Raw genomic sequence first — 16,553 nt, 5'->3', positions numbered from 1 at the left:
GATGTGCGGTATTTGCGGAATTATAAAATATAATGCAGGGGAAGGCGTGGACAGGCCGGTCCTGGAGAAGATGCGCGATGCAATGCGGCATAGAGGGCCGGATGATGCCGGTATATTCATAAATAACGGAGACAAGGTCTCTCTGGGCCTGGGGCACAGGCGGCTTAGCATTATTGACCTTTCATCCACGGGGCATCAGCCAATGTCAAATGAAAGTGGAACCGTTTGGACTGTTTTTAACGGAGAGATTTATAATTATAGAGAGTTAAGGGCCGCGTTAGAGAAGAAAGGGTATAGATTCAGGTCGCAGTCAGACACCGAGAGCCTTTTGTATTTATATGAGGAGTACGGCGAGGATTGCGTGCGGTACCTGCGCGGTATGTTTGCTTTTGCGATATGGGATAACAGCCGCAGGCAGCTTTTGCTGGCCAGAGACCGTCTGGGCAAGAAGCCGTTGCTTTATTACAATAAGAACGGAAGATTCTGTTTTGCCTCTGAATTTCGCTCTATTCTGGAGAGCGGGATGATAACAAGGGAAGTTAATTATGAGGCGATCAATTACTACCTGACCTTTGGCTATATACCGTCCCCTTTGACGGTGTATAAGGATGTTTTTAAACTGCCGCCGGCACACATTCTTACCTTAAGGGATAACGATATGCGGATTAAGCGGTATTGGCAGCTCGACTATTCAGAGAAGATCAGCATATCCGAAGAAGACGCTCAGGATGAAGTCATAAGGCTTCTCAGGGAGGCGGTAGATATAAGGCTGCGCAGCGATGTTCCGTTAGGGGCGTTTTTAAGCGGGGGGATAGATTCCAGCACGGTTGTGGCCTTAATGAGTCAATTGTCGGACAGGAAGGTCAAGACATTCTCCGTCGGTTTTGAAGAAGGGGATTACGATGAACTAAAATACGCCAGGCGCATCGCGGAGCGATTTTCTACCGATCACAACGAATTCATTGTGAAACCGAAGGCGTTGGATGTGCTGCCGTTGCTGGTGGAGCGGTACGGCGAGCCGTATGCCGATTCTTCCTGTATCCCGACGTATTATGTCTCCCGGGATACAAGGCAGTATGTTACCGTTGCCCTGAGCGGAGACGGGGGGGATGAGTCCTTCGCGGGTTATGAACGCTATCAGGCAATGCTGGCAGCGCAGGCCTATCAGGCAATGCCGGGAGCCGTTAAATATGCGGTCGGGGCGGTAGCCGCTTTCCTGCCGGACTCACTAAGCCATAAAAATAAAATAAGGCGGATCAGGCGGTTTCTTGATGCGGCGCCGTTATCTGCCGGCAGGCGCTACCTGCGCTGGGTAAGCGTATTTGATGATGGCCTGAAAAAAACAACCTGTTCAGATGATTTTCTAAATATGGTCAGGACCGACAACCCCATCAAATTAATCGAGTCATATATAGGCGGCGCCAACAGCGCGGGGTTCATCGACAGGCTGTTGATGGCCGATGTCAATACCTATCTTCCCGAAGATCTTCTTGTTAAGATGGATATAGCAAGCATGGCAAATTCTTTAGAGGCGCGTTCGCCGTTCCTGGATCATAAACTAATGGAGTTTGCGGCTAAATTACCGGAGCAATACAAAATAAGAAGATTTACTAAAAAATACATATTAAAGAAGGCGATAGGCGGCGTGATCCCCCGGGAAAACATCCATAGGAGTAAGATGGGCTTCGGCCTGCCGGTGGGAAAATGGTTCAGGGGAGAGCTGAAGAGGTTTCTTAAGGAGACGTTGTTATCTCCGTCGTCATTTAAAAGAGGGTATTTCAGGCCAGAAGCGATTAAAGATATGGTTGACGCGCATATTAATCAGAAAAAAGATTACGCATTTCAACTCTGGTCTTTGCTGATGCTTGAGCTTTGGCATCGTCAATTCATAGATTAGATGAGGAAATATAAATCAAAGTTAATTATTCTTACCGCTTTCTCCATTATTCTTATATGCCTGTTTATCTTTCTTAATATAAAGGTCGGCAGTAAACAGGGGATTAATGGAGAGGTAAAACTTATTAAGGTCCCGTTGTATCTTAAAATCCTGGATTTTTATGACAGGCATTATAATTATAAGTGGTTAGCCGACAGGGTGGCCGGGGATGCATATAGCGATAAAGAAAAAGCCCTTAGATTATTCGAATGGACGTATAATAATATTCTGAAGGTTCCGGAAGGGCTCCCTGTCATAGACGACCATGTCTGGCATATTATTGTAAGGGGCTACGGCGCATCGGATCAGGCATCGGATGTTTTTACCACGCTCTGTAATTATCTCAATCTTGACGCATTCTTTATGGGGGTGGGCCCAAGGAGGATTGCTTTGTCCTTTGTCAAATTGGATAATAAATGGCGCGTATTTGACCCATACCGCGGAGTTTATTTTAAGGACGGTAACGGCAACATCGCGGATATCGATACATTAAAATCTCTTGATTGTAATATTGTATATTTAAAGGAGCTGCCAGGCCTGGATTATTCGGAACTTTTCCGCAACTTTCCATATCCGGAGAGCGTGGGATTCACAAGGGCCAATATTCAATCGCCGATGAACCGGTTGAAGTATCAGATACAAAAATGGGCGGGCAATGGAAAAAGTCGTGAATAAGGCCTCGGTTATATTTCCGGCATACAACGAAGAAGGCAATATCAGGGCCTGCGTCAGCAATGCCCATAATACACTCAATAGAATACTGAGGTCTTTTGAGATAATCATTGTAAATGACGGCTCTACGGATTCAACTGCCAAGATCTGCCATGAACTGCAAAATGAATTCGATAAAGTCAAGGTTATATCTAAAAAGAAAAATGAAGGATATGGTTATGCCTTAAGGGACGGGATTAAAAGCGCCTCTTTTGACCTTGTGTTCTTCTCCGATGCCGATATGCAGTTTGATATGAGGGAGTTAAGCGGCCTGCTTGAATATATTGACGATTATGAAGCGGTAGTAGGGTACAGGGAGAAGCGGTCCGACCCCGTTCTCAGAAAGATTACAGCCGCCATATACGGCATGATCGCGCGCAGAATCTTTAAGGTTTCCGTAAAAGATATTAATTGCGCCTTTAAGCTTTTTCATAAGAGGATTTTTGATAAAGTCCAGATTACATCTAAGGATTATGTGGTAAATCTGGAGATTTTTGTCAAGATGCATAAGCTTGGTTTACGTGTTAAAGAGGTCCCGGTCTCTCATTTTCGCCGGATGCAAGGTAAATCCAAAGTGAGGTTATGGGATATAATTAGAACGGTCAAAGGGATATGGAGATTATCAAAATCAGAAAAGATATACCCGGGAAAATAGCCATTCTGGCGGTTTTGGCCTTCATTCCGCGGGTCGCGGCCATATTGATTTTAGGCCGTCACATTAACCCTGAGGCATGGGAATACGATGTGATGGCGCTGAATATCCTTTCAGGTAAAGGGCATGTATTTAATTACCTGGGGACAGACCATTACTTTTTCGGCTCATCGCCTCTTTATGTTTATTTTGAATTATTGATCCATTACCTTACCAACTCCAATTATTTTATATTGGAGTTGGTGCAAGCCGCCGTAGCTTCCCTGGTTATTATCCCGCTGTTCAATTTAGCGAAATACCTGTTTAATGAGAAGACGGCAACAATTGCCGGGTTGTTATATTGTCTTCATCCCGGGCTTATTGTCTATGCTACAAAAATTCATGAGTTGTCATTAGTGGTGCTCTTTATTGTCATTATCATGTATCTGTTGACTTGTTGTGTCCATAAACCCGGACATTTTTTCGCCGCGAGTATTTTGACAGGGTTAGGGGTATTATTGCGCCCCACCATGATTTTTATTATCCCGTGTTATGCTGTCTATCTTCTTGTGAAGAGAGAGCATTTATCCAGGATCATTGCCAGGTCCTTGACGATAGTTTTATCTGTTGTGGTCTGCATATCTCCCTGGGTATATCGCGGGTATAAGATCTATGATCGTTTTATCTTTGTGACTACGACCTCCGCGGAACATCTCTGGAGAGGCAATAGCCCTCTTTCCTCAGGGACATCATTAGATATAGACGGCAGGAACATGATTGAGCTGTCGGGAGCAGATTTTCAGAGAAGGCTTTCAGGCCTCGATGAGATAGGGCAGCGCGATCTATTTAAATCCGAGGCATTAAGATACATTAAGAATGATCCCGCGCTGTTTTTTAAGAATACTGTTAAGAAATTCATCTACTTTTGGTCTTTCGCGCCGCAGACAGGCGTGCTTTACCCGGGAGAATGGCTTCTGCCGTATCAGATTTTATACGGCGTTATGTCGTCATTCTTCCTGATCGGGATATACTTTATCAGAAGGAATAACATAGATCCCGCCCCTCTTGTTTTTCTGTTTCTTTTCTTTATGACAGTATCGCTTGCCAACAGCATTTTTTATATAGAGATAAGGCATCGCTGGATGATAGAGCCATTGACAATGATGATATCGGCATACGGTATCCATATTTTCTTCCAACTTGTGAATCTGCGTAGAAAGACTCGGTAATTATTCAATATTTCAAAGTAAATGACATTCAGGATAACATATATTCCAACATTTTCAAGATTAACGAAGAGGGCACCTTATGGGCATGGGTTTGTCGCGGGGATATTAGAGAAATACATCAGGGGAATTCCGGCGGGGTAATGATATGTTAATGAATAAGAAGATCGTTGTAGTTATGCCGGCATATAATGCCGGCATGACGATAGAGAAGACATACAGGGAGATCCCGAAAGATATAGTAGATGAGGTCCTCGTTGTTGATGACCACAGCCAGGATGACACCGTGGAGACGGTAAAGAAATTGAACCTGGATGTTTATGTGCACGGTGAAAACAGAGGTTATGGCTCCAATCAAAAGACCTGCTATGCAGAGGCCTTAAGGCGGAATGCCGATATCATCATAATGCTGCATCCGGATTATCAATATTCTCCCAAGCTTATACCCGCAATGGCCGGTTTATTGACCTCGGGTATGTTTGATATAGTGTTGGGTTCCCGCATATTGGGAGGATATGCCTTGAAAGGAGGCATGCCTCTATACAAATATATCTCCAATAGGGCGCTTACCTTCATAGAAAATGTATTTTTGGGCGCTAAGCTCTCTGAATATCATACCGGTTTCCGCGCCTTTACCAGAGAGGTTCTTCTGATGCTGCCTATACTGGAAAACTCGGATGATTTTGTGTTTGATAACCAGATCCTGGCGCAGGCGATATATTTTGGTTGCAGGATAGGGGAGATAAGCTCCCCCTCAATGTACAGCAAGGATTCATCTTCTATTAATTTTAGAAGGAGCATTGTTTACGGTATTGGTGTAATAGCAACTGCCTTAAAGTTATCGCTGCAGAGATCCAAAATAGCCAAATTCCCGATATTTAATCCCGATGGAAAAAAAATACAGGTATAACCTTAATTTAATAATATTGCTGCTTTTTATTGTTGCCTGCGTGGTCCGCATATCTACAGTGGTGGTAATGGCGCACGACGCGCGATATGATCCCTATGAGAACCTTGTGGGCAATAGGGCCGACTATGTTAATCTGGCGAAAAGTTTACAGCGCGGCTCTTATCTGAATCCGCAGCCGACCGCAGACAAACCGCCCGTATATCCTTTATTTTTAGCCGGGATTTTCAGCGTGTTCGGAGACGATCTAACTCTTGTCTTATACATTCAGGCGATGATAAGCGCTTTTTCAACGCTGCTTGTCTATGGCATTGGTAGGCAGATCGGTTCGCGGAAGGCGGCTATGACCGCGTATGTGTTCTCCATATTTTATTATCCCTTTTGGTATAGCGCGGGCACCCTGATGAGAGAAACATTGATGGTTTTCCTGATCCTTTTGTTTATCCATGCCCTTATCAGATGGTTTAACAGCGGCCATTACGCGGGCAGCGGGTTTTGGGCGGGCCTGAGCGCGGGCGCGGCCTCCCTTATAAAGTCGGTTGTCCTGCCGGTCATTCCTTTATATCTCTTCATATTTCTTAAGCAGAAGAAGTCGTTCAGGGGGGCGTTTGCCTTTGCGGTGGGGGCGGCCTTGATCCTGGCGCCCTGGGGTATGAGAAATTATCTGCGGTCAGGCCGTTTTTTTCTGACCAGCACAAACGGCGGATATCATGCCCTTTTGCTTTATAACGCCCACAGCCGGGACTTCGCGCTCTATAAAAGAGACCCCGGATTTATCAGCGAGGATTATCCCGGTATCGATGCGTTATTATCAGAATTAAAGATTAACCCAACAGAGTCACACGTGCTTACCGAATACTTGCAGGGCAGGGCCTATATGAAACATGCAGTCCAGTTTATCAAAAGCCACCCCGGGCATTTCTTGAGGGCGGTTCCCGCGACCCTCTGGAATATGTGGAGGGTAGGCTATCCGAATGAGCGGGTTATAGGCAAGACAGGTAATCTGGCCTGGAATAATCTACCGGTTTATTTCTGCCGCGTAAATGACATGATATTATACGCCGCAATGCTGCCGTTTTTCTTAATAGGGATTTACACCGCCATAAGAAAGAGAAGTGAGCCGGCGCTCTTAGTCGCCGTATTTATTATTTCTTTTGTTGTCCTGCACTCCTTTATCCCCGCAATGATACGTTACCGCCTTGCAGTTATGCCCTTGTTTTTCCTGCTATCCGCCTTAGGCCTATGGCGGAGAGAACTAACAAACAAAGTATAAATCAGAGAAGTAAGTATTTGACAGTAGGGCAGTTATGTGCTATATTTAGAACATTCTAAACGTTCTAAATGAACAATATAAAGGAGAATATTATGGAAGATAAGTTGACGCAGGCGCAGAATGTTTTCATGAATAAGATAAACCAGATATGCAGTAAATTTGGGCTGAATAATATAATGGCACAGCTTTACGCGCTTCTTTATCTTAACGGCAGGGTAATGTCTCTTGATGAGATGGCAGAGGCCCTGAAGATCAGCAAGGGGAGCGTCAGCGTTAATATACGGGCGCTTGAAAGATACGGGGCGGTAAAGAGGGTCTGGATGAGGGGTTCAAGGAAGGACTATTATGAGGCTGAGAGTGATATTTATAAGGTGATCATGGAAAGAGTGAGGTCATTAGTGCAGGGCCGCTTATCAGAAGTGGAAGATATGATAGGTTCAGCAGACAGTGTGTTTGAGTCGGCCGGCCCGGATGGCAATAATGGAGATGAGGAGTCGGCAAAGATCTTCAAGCAGCGGCTGGTAGAGCTCAAGGGTATTAAAGAGAAGGCACAGAATCTGTTTGACTTATTTAACTCGGGATTGCTGAGCAACGCCCTAGCTTCACAAAGAGGCAGTAATAAGGATACAGAAGAAGAAAGTCTGGTTATCCAGACCTAATCTAACAGCGCTAAATAGGCCGGGGGGGTCTGAAGTGAGCCGGGATTTGAAGGTCATTTATCATAAGAAATGGATCAAAGAGAAGGCCAAAGGCGACAATATGTCTTTGAATCAGAGGGTCTTCTCTACGATGGAGATTTTCTTTGATTTTGTCCTTCACCGTAAGTTTCGGGGGAAGATACTTGATGTGGGGCAAGGGGACGGCAGTTTTGTTAAATGTTGTCAAAGGGCGGGTATTGAGGCGGCGGGAATTGATATAAACGACGATGTCAATTTTGAACATGATAAGCTTCCTTACGAAGACGGACAATTTGATATCGCCTTCCTATATTCCGTTCTGGAGCATATAAGCGACCCCTCAAACCTATTAGGTGAGATAAAAAGGGTCCTGGTAAATAACGGCATTGTTGTCATTATAACTCCTAACATTGACCAGGTTAAGTTCGGTTTTTTTGATGACCATACTCACGTAAGGCCCTATAATCCCAGAAATATTGTCTGGCTGATGGATTCTTTTGATTTTAAGAAAGCGTTCGTTGGCCTGTGGACGGTAAATAAATCGCCATATATATGGAGGTTGCCCGAAGGGCTACAATTTCTTTATGGGCGTATTCTTCCTTTTACGGGACTGAACAAATTCGCGCCCCCTTTTCTCAGGGGAAGATCAAAGACCATGCTTTGCGCATTCTTATCCCAAAAGACAGAGAGATGATGGCATGTCCGATAGCAAAGGATTAGCAGATTATTTCAGTTTGTACAGAACAATAAAGAAAGAGATTGAAGGCGGCGGCACGCATAACAAGAAGAATATCAGAATCGCCATACTGCCGAGCTTTACTATCAACGGCATAAAAGAGATCCTGTTCGTAAAATGCTGGCAGTCAGGGATCTATCCTGAAATATACGTTGCGGGATATAACCGGTACGCGCAGGAAATCTTAGATAAAGATAGCGGCCTCTATGGCTTCAATCCCGAGATAACAATTATCTTTACCGATATCAGGACGGTTATGGGGGAGCGTTATTTGTTGCCTTATCAGGTTTCCGCTGACCGCAGAAAGAGATGGGTTGAGGAAACATTGGAAGAGATACAATCCCTGACGCACATAATAAAAGAGAGGTCTTCCTCCAATATTTTATTGCACAATTTTGATCTGCCGCTGTGCTCTCCCCTGGGCATACTGGAAAACAAGCAGGAATTCGGTTTTGTAGAGTCCGTAGAGGCGCTTAATATCAATTTGAGGGACACCTTCAAGGGCGATAGCCGCGTATTTGTCTTTGATTACAATTCTTTTTGTTCAATGCTTGGGAAGAAAGAGATCGTTGACCACAAATTGTATTATCTAGGAGACATAAAATTAGATTTACAATACCTGCCGGAGCTGTGCGACGGGTATTTGTCATACATAAAACCCATGGCTTCCATTGTAAGAAAATGCATAGTATTAGACCTTGATAATGTGCTGTGGGGCGGAGTTATCGGGGAGGATGGTCTGGAGGGGATCAAATTGGGCCCTACTCCGGAAGGGAGGCCGTTTCTGGAACTGCAAAAGCGCCTTCTTTCTTTCTTTAATCGAGGCGTAATACTGGCTATAAACAGCCAGAACAATTATGATGACGCATTGAAGGCGATGAGGGACCATCCGTATATGGTCCTCAAGGAAGAACACTTTGTAACAATGCAGATAAATTGGGATGATAAGGTATCAAATATGAGAGCCATCGCTGAGGAAATAAACATAGGGCTGGATAGCCTTATATATATAGATGACGATAAACTGAACAGGGAAATAATGAGCGATGCCTTGCCGGAGGTACTGGTTGTTGATTTGCCTGAAGACCCAGCACTGTATTTAAAGACGCTTGAGGAGATAAATGATCTGAATGTGCTGCAAATAACCGAAGAGGACAGGCAGAGGGGCAGGATGTACGTTGCCCATACAGAAAGAAGGCGGTATAAAAAGCATTTTACCGACATTACGGAGTATCTACGCGGGTTAGAATTGCTTGTGACGATTCAATGCCCCAACCATTTTAATATTGCGAGGATTTCGCAGCTTACGCAGAAGACAAATCAGTTCAATATGACGGCAAAAAGATATTCGGAAGAGGACATCGGGAGATTTTCAGAGGATAGCAGCGTTTTACTGTTTTGTGTAGACGTGAAAGACAAGTTCGGAGAGAGCGGAATAACAGGGGCTGCTATAGTGAAAAAGAGGGATACTGAGTGGCTGATCGATACCTTCCTGTTGAGTTGCAGGATCATTGGAAGAAAAATTGAAGATTCCATGCTCGCATATATCGTAGAGAAGGCAAGGCAGGCAGGCGCGGAAAGGATAGTGGGAGAGTTTATCTCCTCCAGAAAGAACAGCGCAGCCAAGAATTTCTATCGGGAAAGTGGTTTTAAGTTGGAGGGCGAGGAAGGCGGAAGGTCTATCTGGGTCTTGACGCCTCCCTATAACGCCAAACATCATGAATTTATTAAAGTAGCAGATGGAGGAAAATGAGCAGATTAAAAAGAATATTATCCAAGGTGCTGAACATCCCGGAAGAGAGTATCGGTGACGAGACCTCTCCGGCAAAGGTTGAGTCCTGGGATTCTTTTAACGCCCTTCTTATCGTTTCTGAGCTGGAAAGCAGTTACAGCATCTCATTTACCATGGAGGAAGTAACTGGTGTAAAATGCGTTGCCGACATCAAAAGGCAGCTGATAAGGCATGGTATTCATGAAAGTGAAATATAGCGATTTCAAAATAGGGGACACCTTTAGCTTTAAAAAGGTCATCACATTATCAGATGTTGATTACTTTGTCGGCCTTAGTGGAGATTTCAATCCTATCCATATGGATGATGAATTTGCGCGCGACAATGGTTTTGAGAGAAGGATAGTCCACGGTATGCTTTTGGCCGGCCTGTTTTCAAGATTGATAGGTATGCATTGCCCCGGTAAATACGGCCTTTACCTGAGTCAGACCCTTAATTTCAAGCATCCCGTATTTTGCGGCGAAGAGGTTGCTGTGCGGGGAGAAATAACGGGAAAAAACGATGCGATAAGGGTAATGACCTTAAGAACGGAGATAGCGCGTGGAGAACAGAAGGTTGTTACCGGAGAGGCCAAGGTGAGGGTGCTATATGACGGATAAGAGGATTGTGGCTGTTTTTGGCGGTTCCGGAGGGATCGGTAGTGCGATATGCAAACTGCTGTCGGCAGATATGACGGTATATGCTACTTTTTATGAGGATAAAACAGAGTTGGACAACGTCAGGTTTGAAAATTGCGATGTATCAAAGGAGGCAAGCGTAGAGTCCTTTATACGGACGGTAATTGATTCGGAAGGAAGGGTGGATTGCGTGGTTAATGCCGTGACATCCGGGCTAAAACTGTTGCCTTTTGATAAACTTGGTTATAACGATTACCTGGATGCGCTTAAGGTTGATGCCTTAGGGGGAATTAATATAATAAAACATGCCCTGCCTTATATTAAGCAGAACAGAGGCCTCATTGTAACCATGCTGTCAACAGCCGCTGAAGGTGTCCCGCCTGCCAGGATGTCCGCGTACATTACGTCTAAATATGCGCTTAAGGGATTCATAAAATGTGTACGGGCTGAATTAAGAGGGGATGATGTAAGGATAATAACGCTGTCGCCGTCTTTTGTGGAAACGGACCTTATCTCCGTATTTCCTAATAAGTTACTGGATATTGAGAGGGCGAAACTTCCGGGTAAGACCTTTATTCAGCCGGAAGACCTAGCCAGGCTTATTAAAAGGATGATTCAGCAACCTGTCCTGTTTACACAGCAGGACGTGGTTATTAATAATAGAGAGGATGTCCTGAAATATGTCTGATACGAGAATCCCCGATTATCTATTTGAGCACGAAGGAAAGAAATACCATTATGAAGATGTAATCGGCTCTTTCAAAAGCGCCGGGCTCAAAAAAGGCGACAGAGTATTCGTGCATTCAGACCTGAAGACGTTCGGCAAGATAAACCCGCAGATTACGAAAGAGGCGTATACCGGCACTTTTATTGATGCCTTGAAGGATGTAGTCGGCGATAAGGGTACGATAATAATGCCTGTCTTCTCATATTCTTTTTGCCGTGGACAGGATTACGATCCGGATAATACGCCGTCATCCGTCGGTATTCTTACGGAGCGTTTCAGAAGGATGGATGGGGTAACAAGGACGGCCGAACCGATATTTTCTGTGGCGATATGGGGGCAGGACAAAGACCTCTATAAAGATATAGGGTGTGATTGTTTTGGGGAAGGGTCCATATTCCATAAAATCTATCTTGATGATTTTAAGATACTGTTCATCGGCGGCACCTTTGACATTACCTACATGCACTTCGTGGAACAGGCGCATAATGTGCCTTACCGCTACATAAAAAGATTTAAAGGACGTATGTTGATTAATGGGGAAAGCAAGGAATGCGCCTTTGATTATAATGTGAGATTTCAGGATTCAGACGTGCATTACGACTTGGAAAAAATATCTGATTTTCTGGAATGTAACGGCGTATTAGAGAAGGTACGGCTTGGTTATTCGCAAATCAGAGTTGTTGGGGCAAAGGATGCCTATCGGGCAATAAGCGGCGGGTTTAAAGAGAATATCAGAGTATTATTGAAAGATTACGGTAAGGAGATGTATTCTATGCTAAAACGACTTTTCCCCCTGTGCAGAAGCATAACGGGAAACGGGGTAAGGGAAAGCCTGAGGATTCTTCAGGAATATATCCCCTTAAGGACTTATGAGGTTCCGACCGGGACAGGGGCATTTGATTGGGTAGTGCCTAAAGAATGGAACATAAAAGACGCGTATGTTATGGATGAGAACGATGTCAGGGTGATTGATTTTAAGAAGAATAATCTTCATATAATGGGATATTCCGTAGCCGTCGATAAAATGCTGACCCTTCCGGAACTACAGGGTCACCTGTTTTCTTTCCCAGACCGCCCCGAGGCCATACCGTACGTGACTTCATATTATAAAGAAAGATGGGGTTTCTGTGTTTCCGAAGACGTGAGGAGGAATCTTAAAGATGGCATATACCGGATTTTTATTGACAGCGAACTGAAGGAAGGATCTTTGACTTACGGCGAACTTATCATACCGGGAGAATCGGCAAAAGAGGTCTTCATTTCTGCGTATATATGCCATCCCTCTCTGGCGAACGACGGATTGTCCGGCGTCGTAGTAGCTGCATATTTAGCCAGGTGGATCATGAGCAGGCCCAGACGATACACCTATCGCATCATATTCATTCCCGAGACAATAGGCTCTATCGTTTATTTGAGCAGGAACCTGGAGGTGATGCAAAAGAATGTGATCGCCGGATTTAATATATCATGCGTTGGTGATAACGGAAGATATTCTTATGTCCCTACGCGTAAGGGCGATACCTATGCCGACAGGGTGGCGTTAAACATTCTGTCATTTAAACACCCTGATTTCATAAGATATTCTTTCCTCGACAGGGGCAGTGATGAGCGTCAGTATAATGCTCCCGGTGTTGATCTTCCGGTTTGTTGTCTGCTTAGAAGTAAATACGGCGTATATCCTGGATATCATACTTCGCTGGATAATCTTGATTTTGTTACCGCGGAAGGTTTATCCGGCTCTTATGAAGTATTAAGGGAGTGCCTTAAGCTTATTGAAGAGAACCGCAGATATAAAATAAATTGCCTGGGGGAGCCGCAACTGGGAAGAAGAGGGTTGTATCCGACGATCAGCAAGAAATATTCCGCAGATAAGGTAAAAAAGATGATGGATTTTATTGCCTATGCTGATGGAGTAAATGATATTATAGATATCAGCAATAAAACAAATATTCCAATCTGGGAATTGTATTCGGTCATAGAAAAATTGACGGAAAGCGGCCTGATAACTGCGGTTTGATTATGGTTGTCGGATGTAATGAGATAAACAGGTGTGCGATTATTATACAGGCGAGGATGTCATCCCGCAGGTTTCCTAAGAAGACCATATCCCGCCTTGCCGGCATGCCGCTCATTGAATATATATATAGAAGATGCAAAAGCTCATCAATAGGAAATATTTTAGTCGCCACATCGCATGATAAATCTGATAACGAGTTATATGTTTACTGCAGGGATAATAATATCCCTGTGATGAGGGGCAGTTTGGATAACGTCTTGGAGAGATATGTCCTGGCAGCAGATTCAATAGGCGCGGATTATATCGCTCGGGTCTGCGGCGATACCCCTCTTGTGGATATTTCTTTAATGGAGTCAATGTTGAATGCGTTGATTGAGGATAAGCTGGATTATATTTCACCCGACAGGGAGACCTGCGCCAGCGGGTTTTATTCAGAGGCAGTTGCTCTGCGGGCGCTTAAGAAGGCGGCTAAATCAACCAATGTTAAAGAGGATCTGGAGCATGTTACAAGATTCATTATTGAGAACAAAGATGAATTCTTAACCAGATTTATAGACGCGGAGTTAAACCCGGAATCTGCCAGGCAGACGCGGCTCACAGTAGATTTTCCGGAAGACCTGCCGATGGTCAGCTCAATTATCGGCGAATTACAAGATAAGTTTGCTTTTACCTCTAGAGATGTCTTGAATATATTGCGCAATAGAGCGAGGTATCTGCGGGCGTAGTGACGTATAGGGGATTCTGAGTGTATGTGTGGCATTGCGGGTTATAAAGTAACCAGGCCAGTTGACCGTTCGGTGCTGGAGGCGATGATCAAGGCGCTCTATAACAGAGGGCCCGATGCCGCAGGGTTCTATGCATCGGGAGATTATCATGCCGGTATGAGAAGGCTCATGATAAACGATCTGAAGACAGGGAACCAGCCGCTTTTTAACGCCGATAAATCCGTAGTGCTTTTGTATAATGGCGAGATTTATAATTCACCTGAATTAAGAAGGGAGCTTGAGGCGAAAGGATATAGATTCCGTACGTCTTCAGACGGCGAGGTTATTTGTCATCTCTACGATGAATATGGAGACGGATTGTTTGAGAGGTTAGACGGCATGTTCGCTGCGGCGCTTTGGGTGGAGCGTGAGAAGAAATTGATTTTGGCAAGAGACATACCCGGAGAGAAGCCGTTATATTTTTCAAAGATATCAGACAGGGAGATCGTCTTTTCCTCTCAGGTCAGGAGTGTTAAATTATTCCCGGATCTGGACCTGGATTTGAATTACCAGGCGATTTGGGACTTGCCTACTTTTCTCTGGATTCCCGAGCCGCAGACGATTTATAGTTCGATCCAGTCACTGCCTCCAGGGCATATACTTATCGCAGATGATTCCGGAATAAGAATAAGACGCTATGGCAATAAGTTTAATAGAAATGCCATAGTTTGTAATGATGATTCTATAATCTCTGAAACAAGAAGGGTGGTGGAGGAGGCCGTAGTCAGCCGTTTGCTTTCGGATGTTCCCGTGGGGGCATTCTTGAGCGGAGGACTGGACAGCTCAATTGTAGTTGCGCTTGCGGCGCGCCATTTAGACGGCCTGACCACTTTTACCATAGGGTTCGAAAATTTAGCCGATCCTTATCACGGGCACACAGATGAATCATCTTATGCTGAGGCCTACGCAAGGCAATTAGGTACCCGTCATTGTACTATCAGGGTGGCTGCCGACACGTTCTTAAAGTCACTGGATGATTTCTGCAGATACGCCGATCAGCCATTTTCCGTCTCTTCCGGTCTGGGGCTGTTGGCGATAGCGAAAGCTGCCAGGGATGCAGGGATTAAGGTCTTGTTGTCCGGAGACGGCGCAGACGAAAATTTTGGCGGATATTCCTGGTACAGCCACATACCGGAAGGTATCGGCATTGCGGGGCCGGACGCCCCGGGCGGGCAAAGTATTTCATTTCAGAATCTCGGAATGTCCCTTGATGAAAGGATGGCCGTTTTAAGATTTTATAGCCCGCAGGAGAGGGCATGGGCCTGGCATTATTACGCCTCAGAAGGTGAAAAGAGGCAGTTGTTTTCACAGGATATTTTTGACGGCGCAGGTTCATCTCTGCGTTTCTTCCATGAATTTAACCCGCATAGTGAATGGCAGGGCATTGATTACATAAGGCAGGACAGGATATTTTACCTCCCCAATGAAATGTTGAGTAAGGTGGACCGTATGACTATGGCTTATTCCGTTGAAGGCCGCGCTCCGTTTGTGGCCCCAAGCGTGCTTTCTCACGCTGAGAAATTACAGTATCACCATTTGATAAGGGGGGGCGTCTTAAAGTGGGCTCTGCGAAAATCGTTTGAAGATATTCTACCGGATGAGATCATATCCCGTCCAAAGCACGGCTTTAACGTTCCAATAGATCATTGGCTTAAAGATAAATGGTCCTTTATGATTGAAGAGGCCTTCTCCCGCGATTCAGCACTATATAAACAGGGGATAATTCATGAAGGCAGCCTGGTTAAGGCGAGAGAAATGATGCTTGATGATGTCCGGCTAAACGGCCACACAATTTTTACGTATATAATGTTAAACCACTGGTTGGAACTATGCAATTGAAATCAGAAATTATTGCCGAGATAGGGCAGAATCATAACGGCGATATGCGGCTTGCCTGCGATATGATCGGTTCCGCTAAAAAGAACGGTGCGGATGCCGTTAAATTCCAACTGTATAATGCGCGAGAGCTGTTTTCCGTGGAAAACAACCCCTGGTTTGACTATAACCGTAGAACAGAGCTGTCGCGGGAACAGGTAATCATGCTTTCCGGAGAATGTAAAAAGGCGGGTATTGAATTTTTTGCCTCCGTATTTGATACAGAACGCGTTGCCTGGCTGGAGGACATCGGGGTGAGGCGTTACAAGGTGGCTTCGCGCTCTATTTATAATAAAGATTTGCTTGATTGCCTGTGTCGTACCGGAAAACCCCTCTTGGTTTCTTTGGGGATGTGGAAGGGTGAGGGTTTCCCCCGTATCGATAATGAGGCGGGGGTAGATTTTCTTTACTGTATCCCTAAATATCCGGCCCCCTTCTCAGAGGTTAAACTCGGCAGCGTGGATTTCATGAAATACGCGGGGTTGAGCGACCATACTAAAGGGCTGTCGTGCGCAATCGCTGCCTTATCCCGTGGGGCTAAGATTATCGAGAAACACTTTACCCTGAATAGGGACATGTTTGGGCCGGACCACGCTTGCAGCATGGATCCGGATGAGCTTAGAACGCTTAATTATTTCAGGGACGACCTAGAGGAGTTATTTTAAT

At 44.9% G+C, this 16,553-nt stretch carries 16 protein-coding genes and 1 pseudogene; all 17 read left to right on the top strand.

What is annotated here, in order from left to right; all coding sequences use genetic code 11:
* Position 1 precedes the first annotated feature (1 nt).
* Positions 2-1,897 carry an asparagine synthase (glutamine-hydrolyzing) gene (asnB, locus tag PHR44_07005; GenBank protein MDD4910403.1) on the top strand — a complete coding sequence of 632 codons (1,896 nt, stop codon included), beginning with the start codon at positions 2-4 and terminating at the stop codon, positions 1,895-1,897.
* Positions 1,898-2,611 carry a hypothetical protein gene (locus PHR44_07000; GenBank protein MDD4910402.1) on the top strand — a complete coding sequence of 238 codons (714 nt, stop codon included), beginning with the start codon at positions 1,898-1,900 and terminating at the stop codon, positions 2,609-2,611.
* Positions 2,592-3,302 carry a glycosyltransferase family 2 protein gene (locus PHR44_06995; protein MDD4910401.1) on the top strand — a complete coding sequence of 237 codons (711 nt, stop codon included), beginning with the start codon at positions 2,592-2,594 and terminating at the stop codon, positions 3,300-3,302. Before PHR44_07000 ends, PHR44_06995 begins: the two co-directional genes overlap by 20 nt.
* Entirely contained in the window at positions 3,260-4,507 is a 1,248-nt protein-coding gene (locus PHR44_06990; GenBank protein ID MDD4910400.1) for a glycosyltransferase family 39 protein, read from the top strand. Before PHR44_06995 ends, PHR44_06990 begins: the two co-directional genes overlap by 43 nt.
* Positions 4,508-4,652: 145 nt before the next feature.
* Positions 4,653-5,414: a glycosyltransferase family 2 protein gene (locus PHR44_06985; protein ID MDD4910399.1), complete on the top strand. Its 762-nt coding sequence runs from the start codon at positions 4,653-4,655 to the stop codon at positions 5,412-5,414.
* A complete protein-coding gene (locus PHR44_06980) occupies positions 5,392-6,684 on the top strand; it encodes a glycosyltransferase family 39 protein (GenBank protein ID MDD4910398.1) in 1,293 nt (430 codons plus the stop codon). Before PHR44_06985 ends, PHR44_06980 begins: the two co-directional genes overlap by 23 nt.
* A gap of 92 nt (positions 6,685-6,776) precedes the next feature.
* Positions 6,777-7,343, top strand: a complete 567-nt coding sequence (locus tag PHR44_06975; protein ID MDD4910397.1) for a winged helix-turn-helix transcriptional regulator — start codon at positions 6,777-6,779, stop codon at positions 7,341-7,343.
* Positions 7,344-7,377: 34 nt separating this feature from the next.
* The gene (locus PHR44_06970) at positions 7,378-8,055 is read left to right on the top strand and encodes a class I SAM-dependent methyltransferase (GenBank protein ID MDD4910396.1); all 678 of its coding nucleotides are present in this window, start codon (positions 7,378-7,380) and stop codon (positions 8,053-8,055) included.
* 4 nt (positions 8,056-8,059) lie between these two features.
* Positions 8,060-9,850 carry an HAD-IIIC family phosphatase gene (locus tag PHR44_06965; protein MDD4910395.1) on the top strand — a complete coding sequence of 597 codons (1,791 nt, stop codon included), beginning with the start codon at positions 8,060-8,062 and terminating at the stop codon, positions 9,848-9,850.
* Complete coding sequence (locus PHR44_06960) at positions 9,847-10,086, top strand: acyl carrier protein (GenBank protein MDD4910394.1); 240 nt, start codon at positions 9,847-9,849, stop codon at positions 10,084-10,086. Before PHR44_06965 ends, PHR44_06960 begins: the two co-directional genes overlap by 4 nt.
* Positions 10,061-10,486, top strand: a complete 426-nt coding sequence (locus PHR44_06955; protein ID MDD4910393.1) for a MaoC family dehydratase — start codon at positions 10,061-10,063, stop codon at positions 10,484-10,486. Before PHR44_06960 ends, PHR44_06955 begins: the two co-directional genes overlap by 26 nt.
* Positions 10,476-11,192 carry an SDR family NAD(P)-dependent oxidoreductase gene (locus PHR44_06950; protein ID MDD4910392.1) on the top strand — a complete coding sequence of 239 codons (717 nt, stop codon included), beginning with the start codon at positions 10,476-10,478 and terminating at the stop codon, positions 11,190-11,192. The genes PHR44_06955 and PHR44_06950 overlap by 11 nt, the downstream gene beginning before the upstream one ends.
* Positions 11,185-11,925, top strand: a pseudogene (locus tag PHR44_06945) (AAC(3) family N-acetyltransferase). Before PHR44_06950 ends, PHR44_06945 begins: the two are co-directional and overlap by 8 nt.
* 69 nt (positions 11,926-11,994) lie before the next feature.
* Positions 11,995-13,248: a DUF4910 domain-containing protein gene (locus PHR44_06940; GenBank protein MDD4910391.1), complete on the top strand. Its 1,254-nt coding sequence runs from the start codon at positions 11,995-11,997 to the stop codon at positions 13,246-13,248.
* Positions 13,249-13,250: 2 nt separating this feature from the next.
* Positions 13,251-13,973: an NTP transferase domain-containing protein gene (locus PHR44_06935; protein MDD4910390.1), complete on the top strand. Its 723-nt coding sequence runs from the start codon at positions 13,251-13,253 to the stop codon at positions 13,971-13,973.
* 24 nt (positions 13,974-13,997) lie between these two features.
* The gene (gene asnB, locus PHR44_06930; GenBank protein MDD4910389.1) at positions 13,998-15,851 is read left to right on the top strand and encodes an asparagine synthase (glutamine-hydrolyzing); all 1,854 of its coding nucleotides are present in this window, start codon (positions 13,998-14,000) and stop codon (positions 15,849-15,851) included.
* A complete protein-coding gene (locus PHR44_06925; protein MDD4910388.1) occupies positions 15,842-16,552 on the top strand; it encodes an N-acetylneuraminate synthase family protein in 711 nt (236 codons plus the stop codon). The genes asnB (PHR44_06930) and PHR44_06925 overlap by 10 nt, the downstream gene beginning before the upstream one ends.
* Position 16,553 lies beyond the last annotated feature (1 nt).

It is taken from the genome of Candidatus Omnitrophota bacterium (assembly GCA_028707125.1).
Classification (GTDB): Bacteria; Omnitrophota; Gorgyraeia; order Gygaellales; family JAQTUX01; genus JAQTUX01.
The sequence above is the reverse complement of the archived record's forward strand: the minus strand, read 5'-3'. Positions and strand labels throughout refer to the sequence as shown.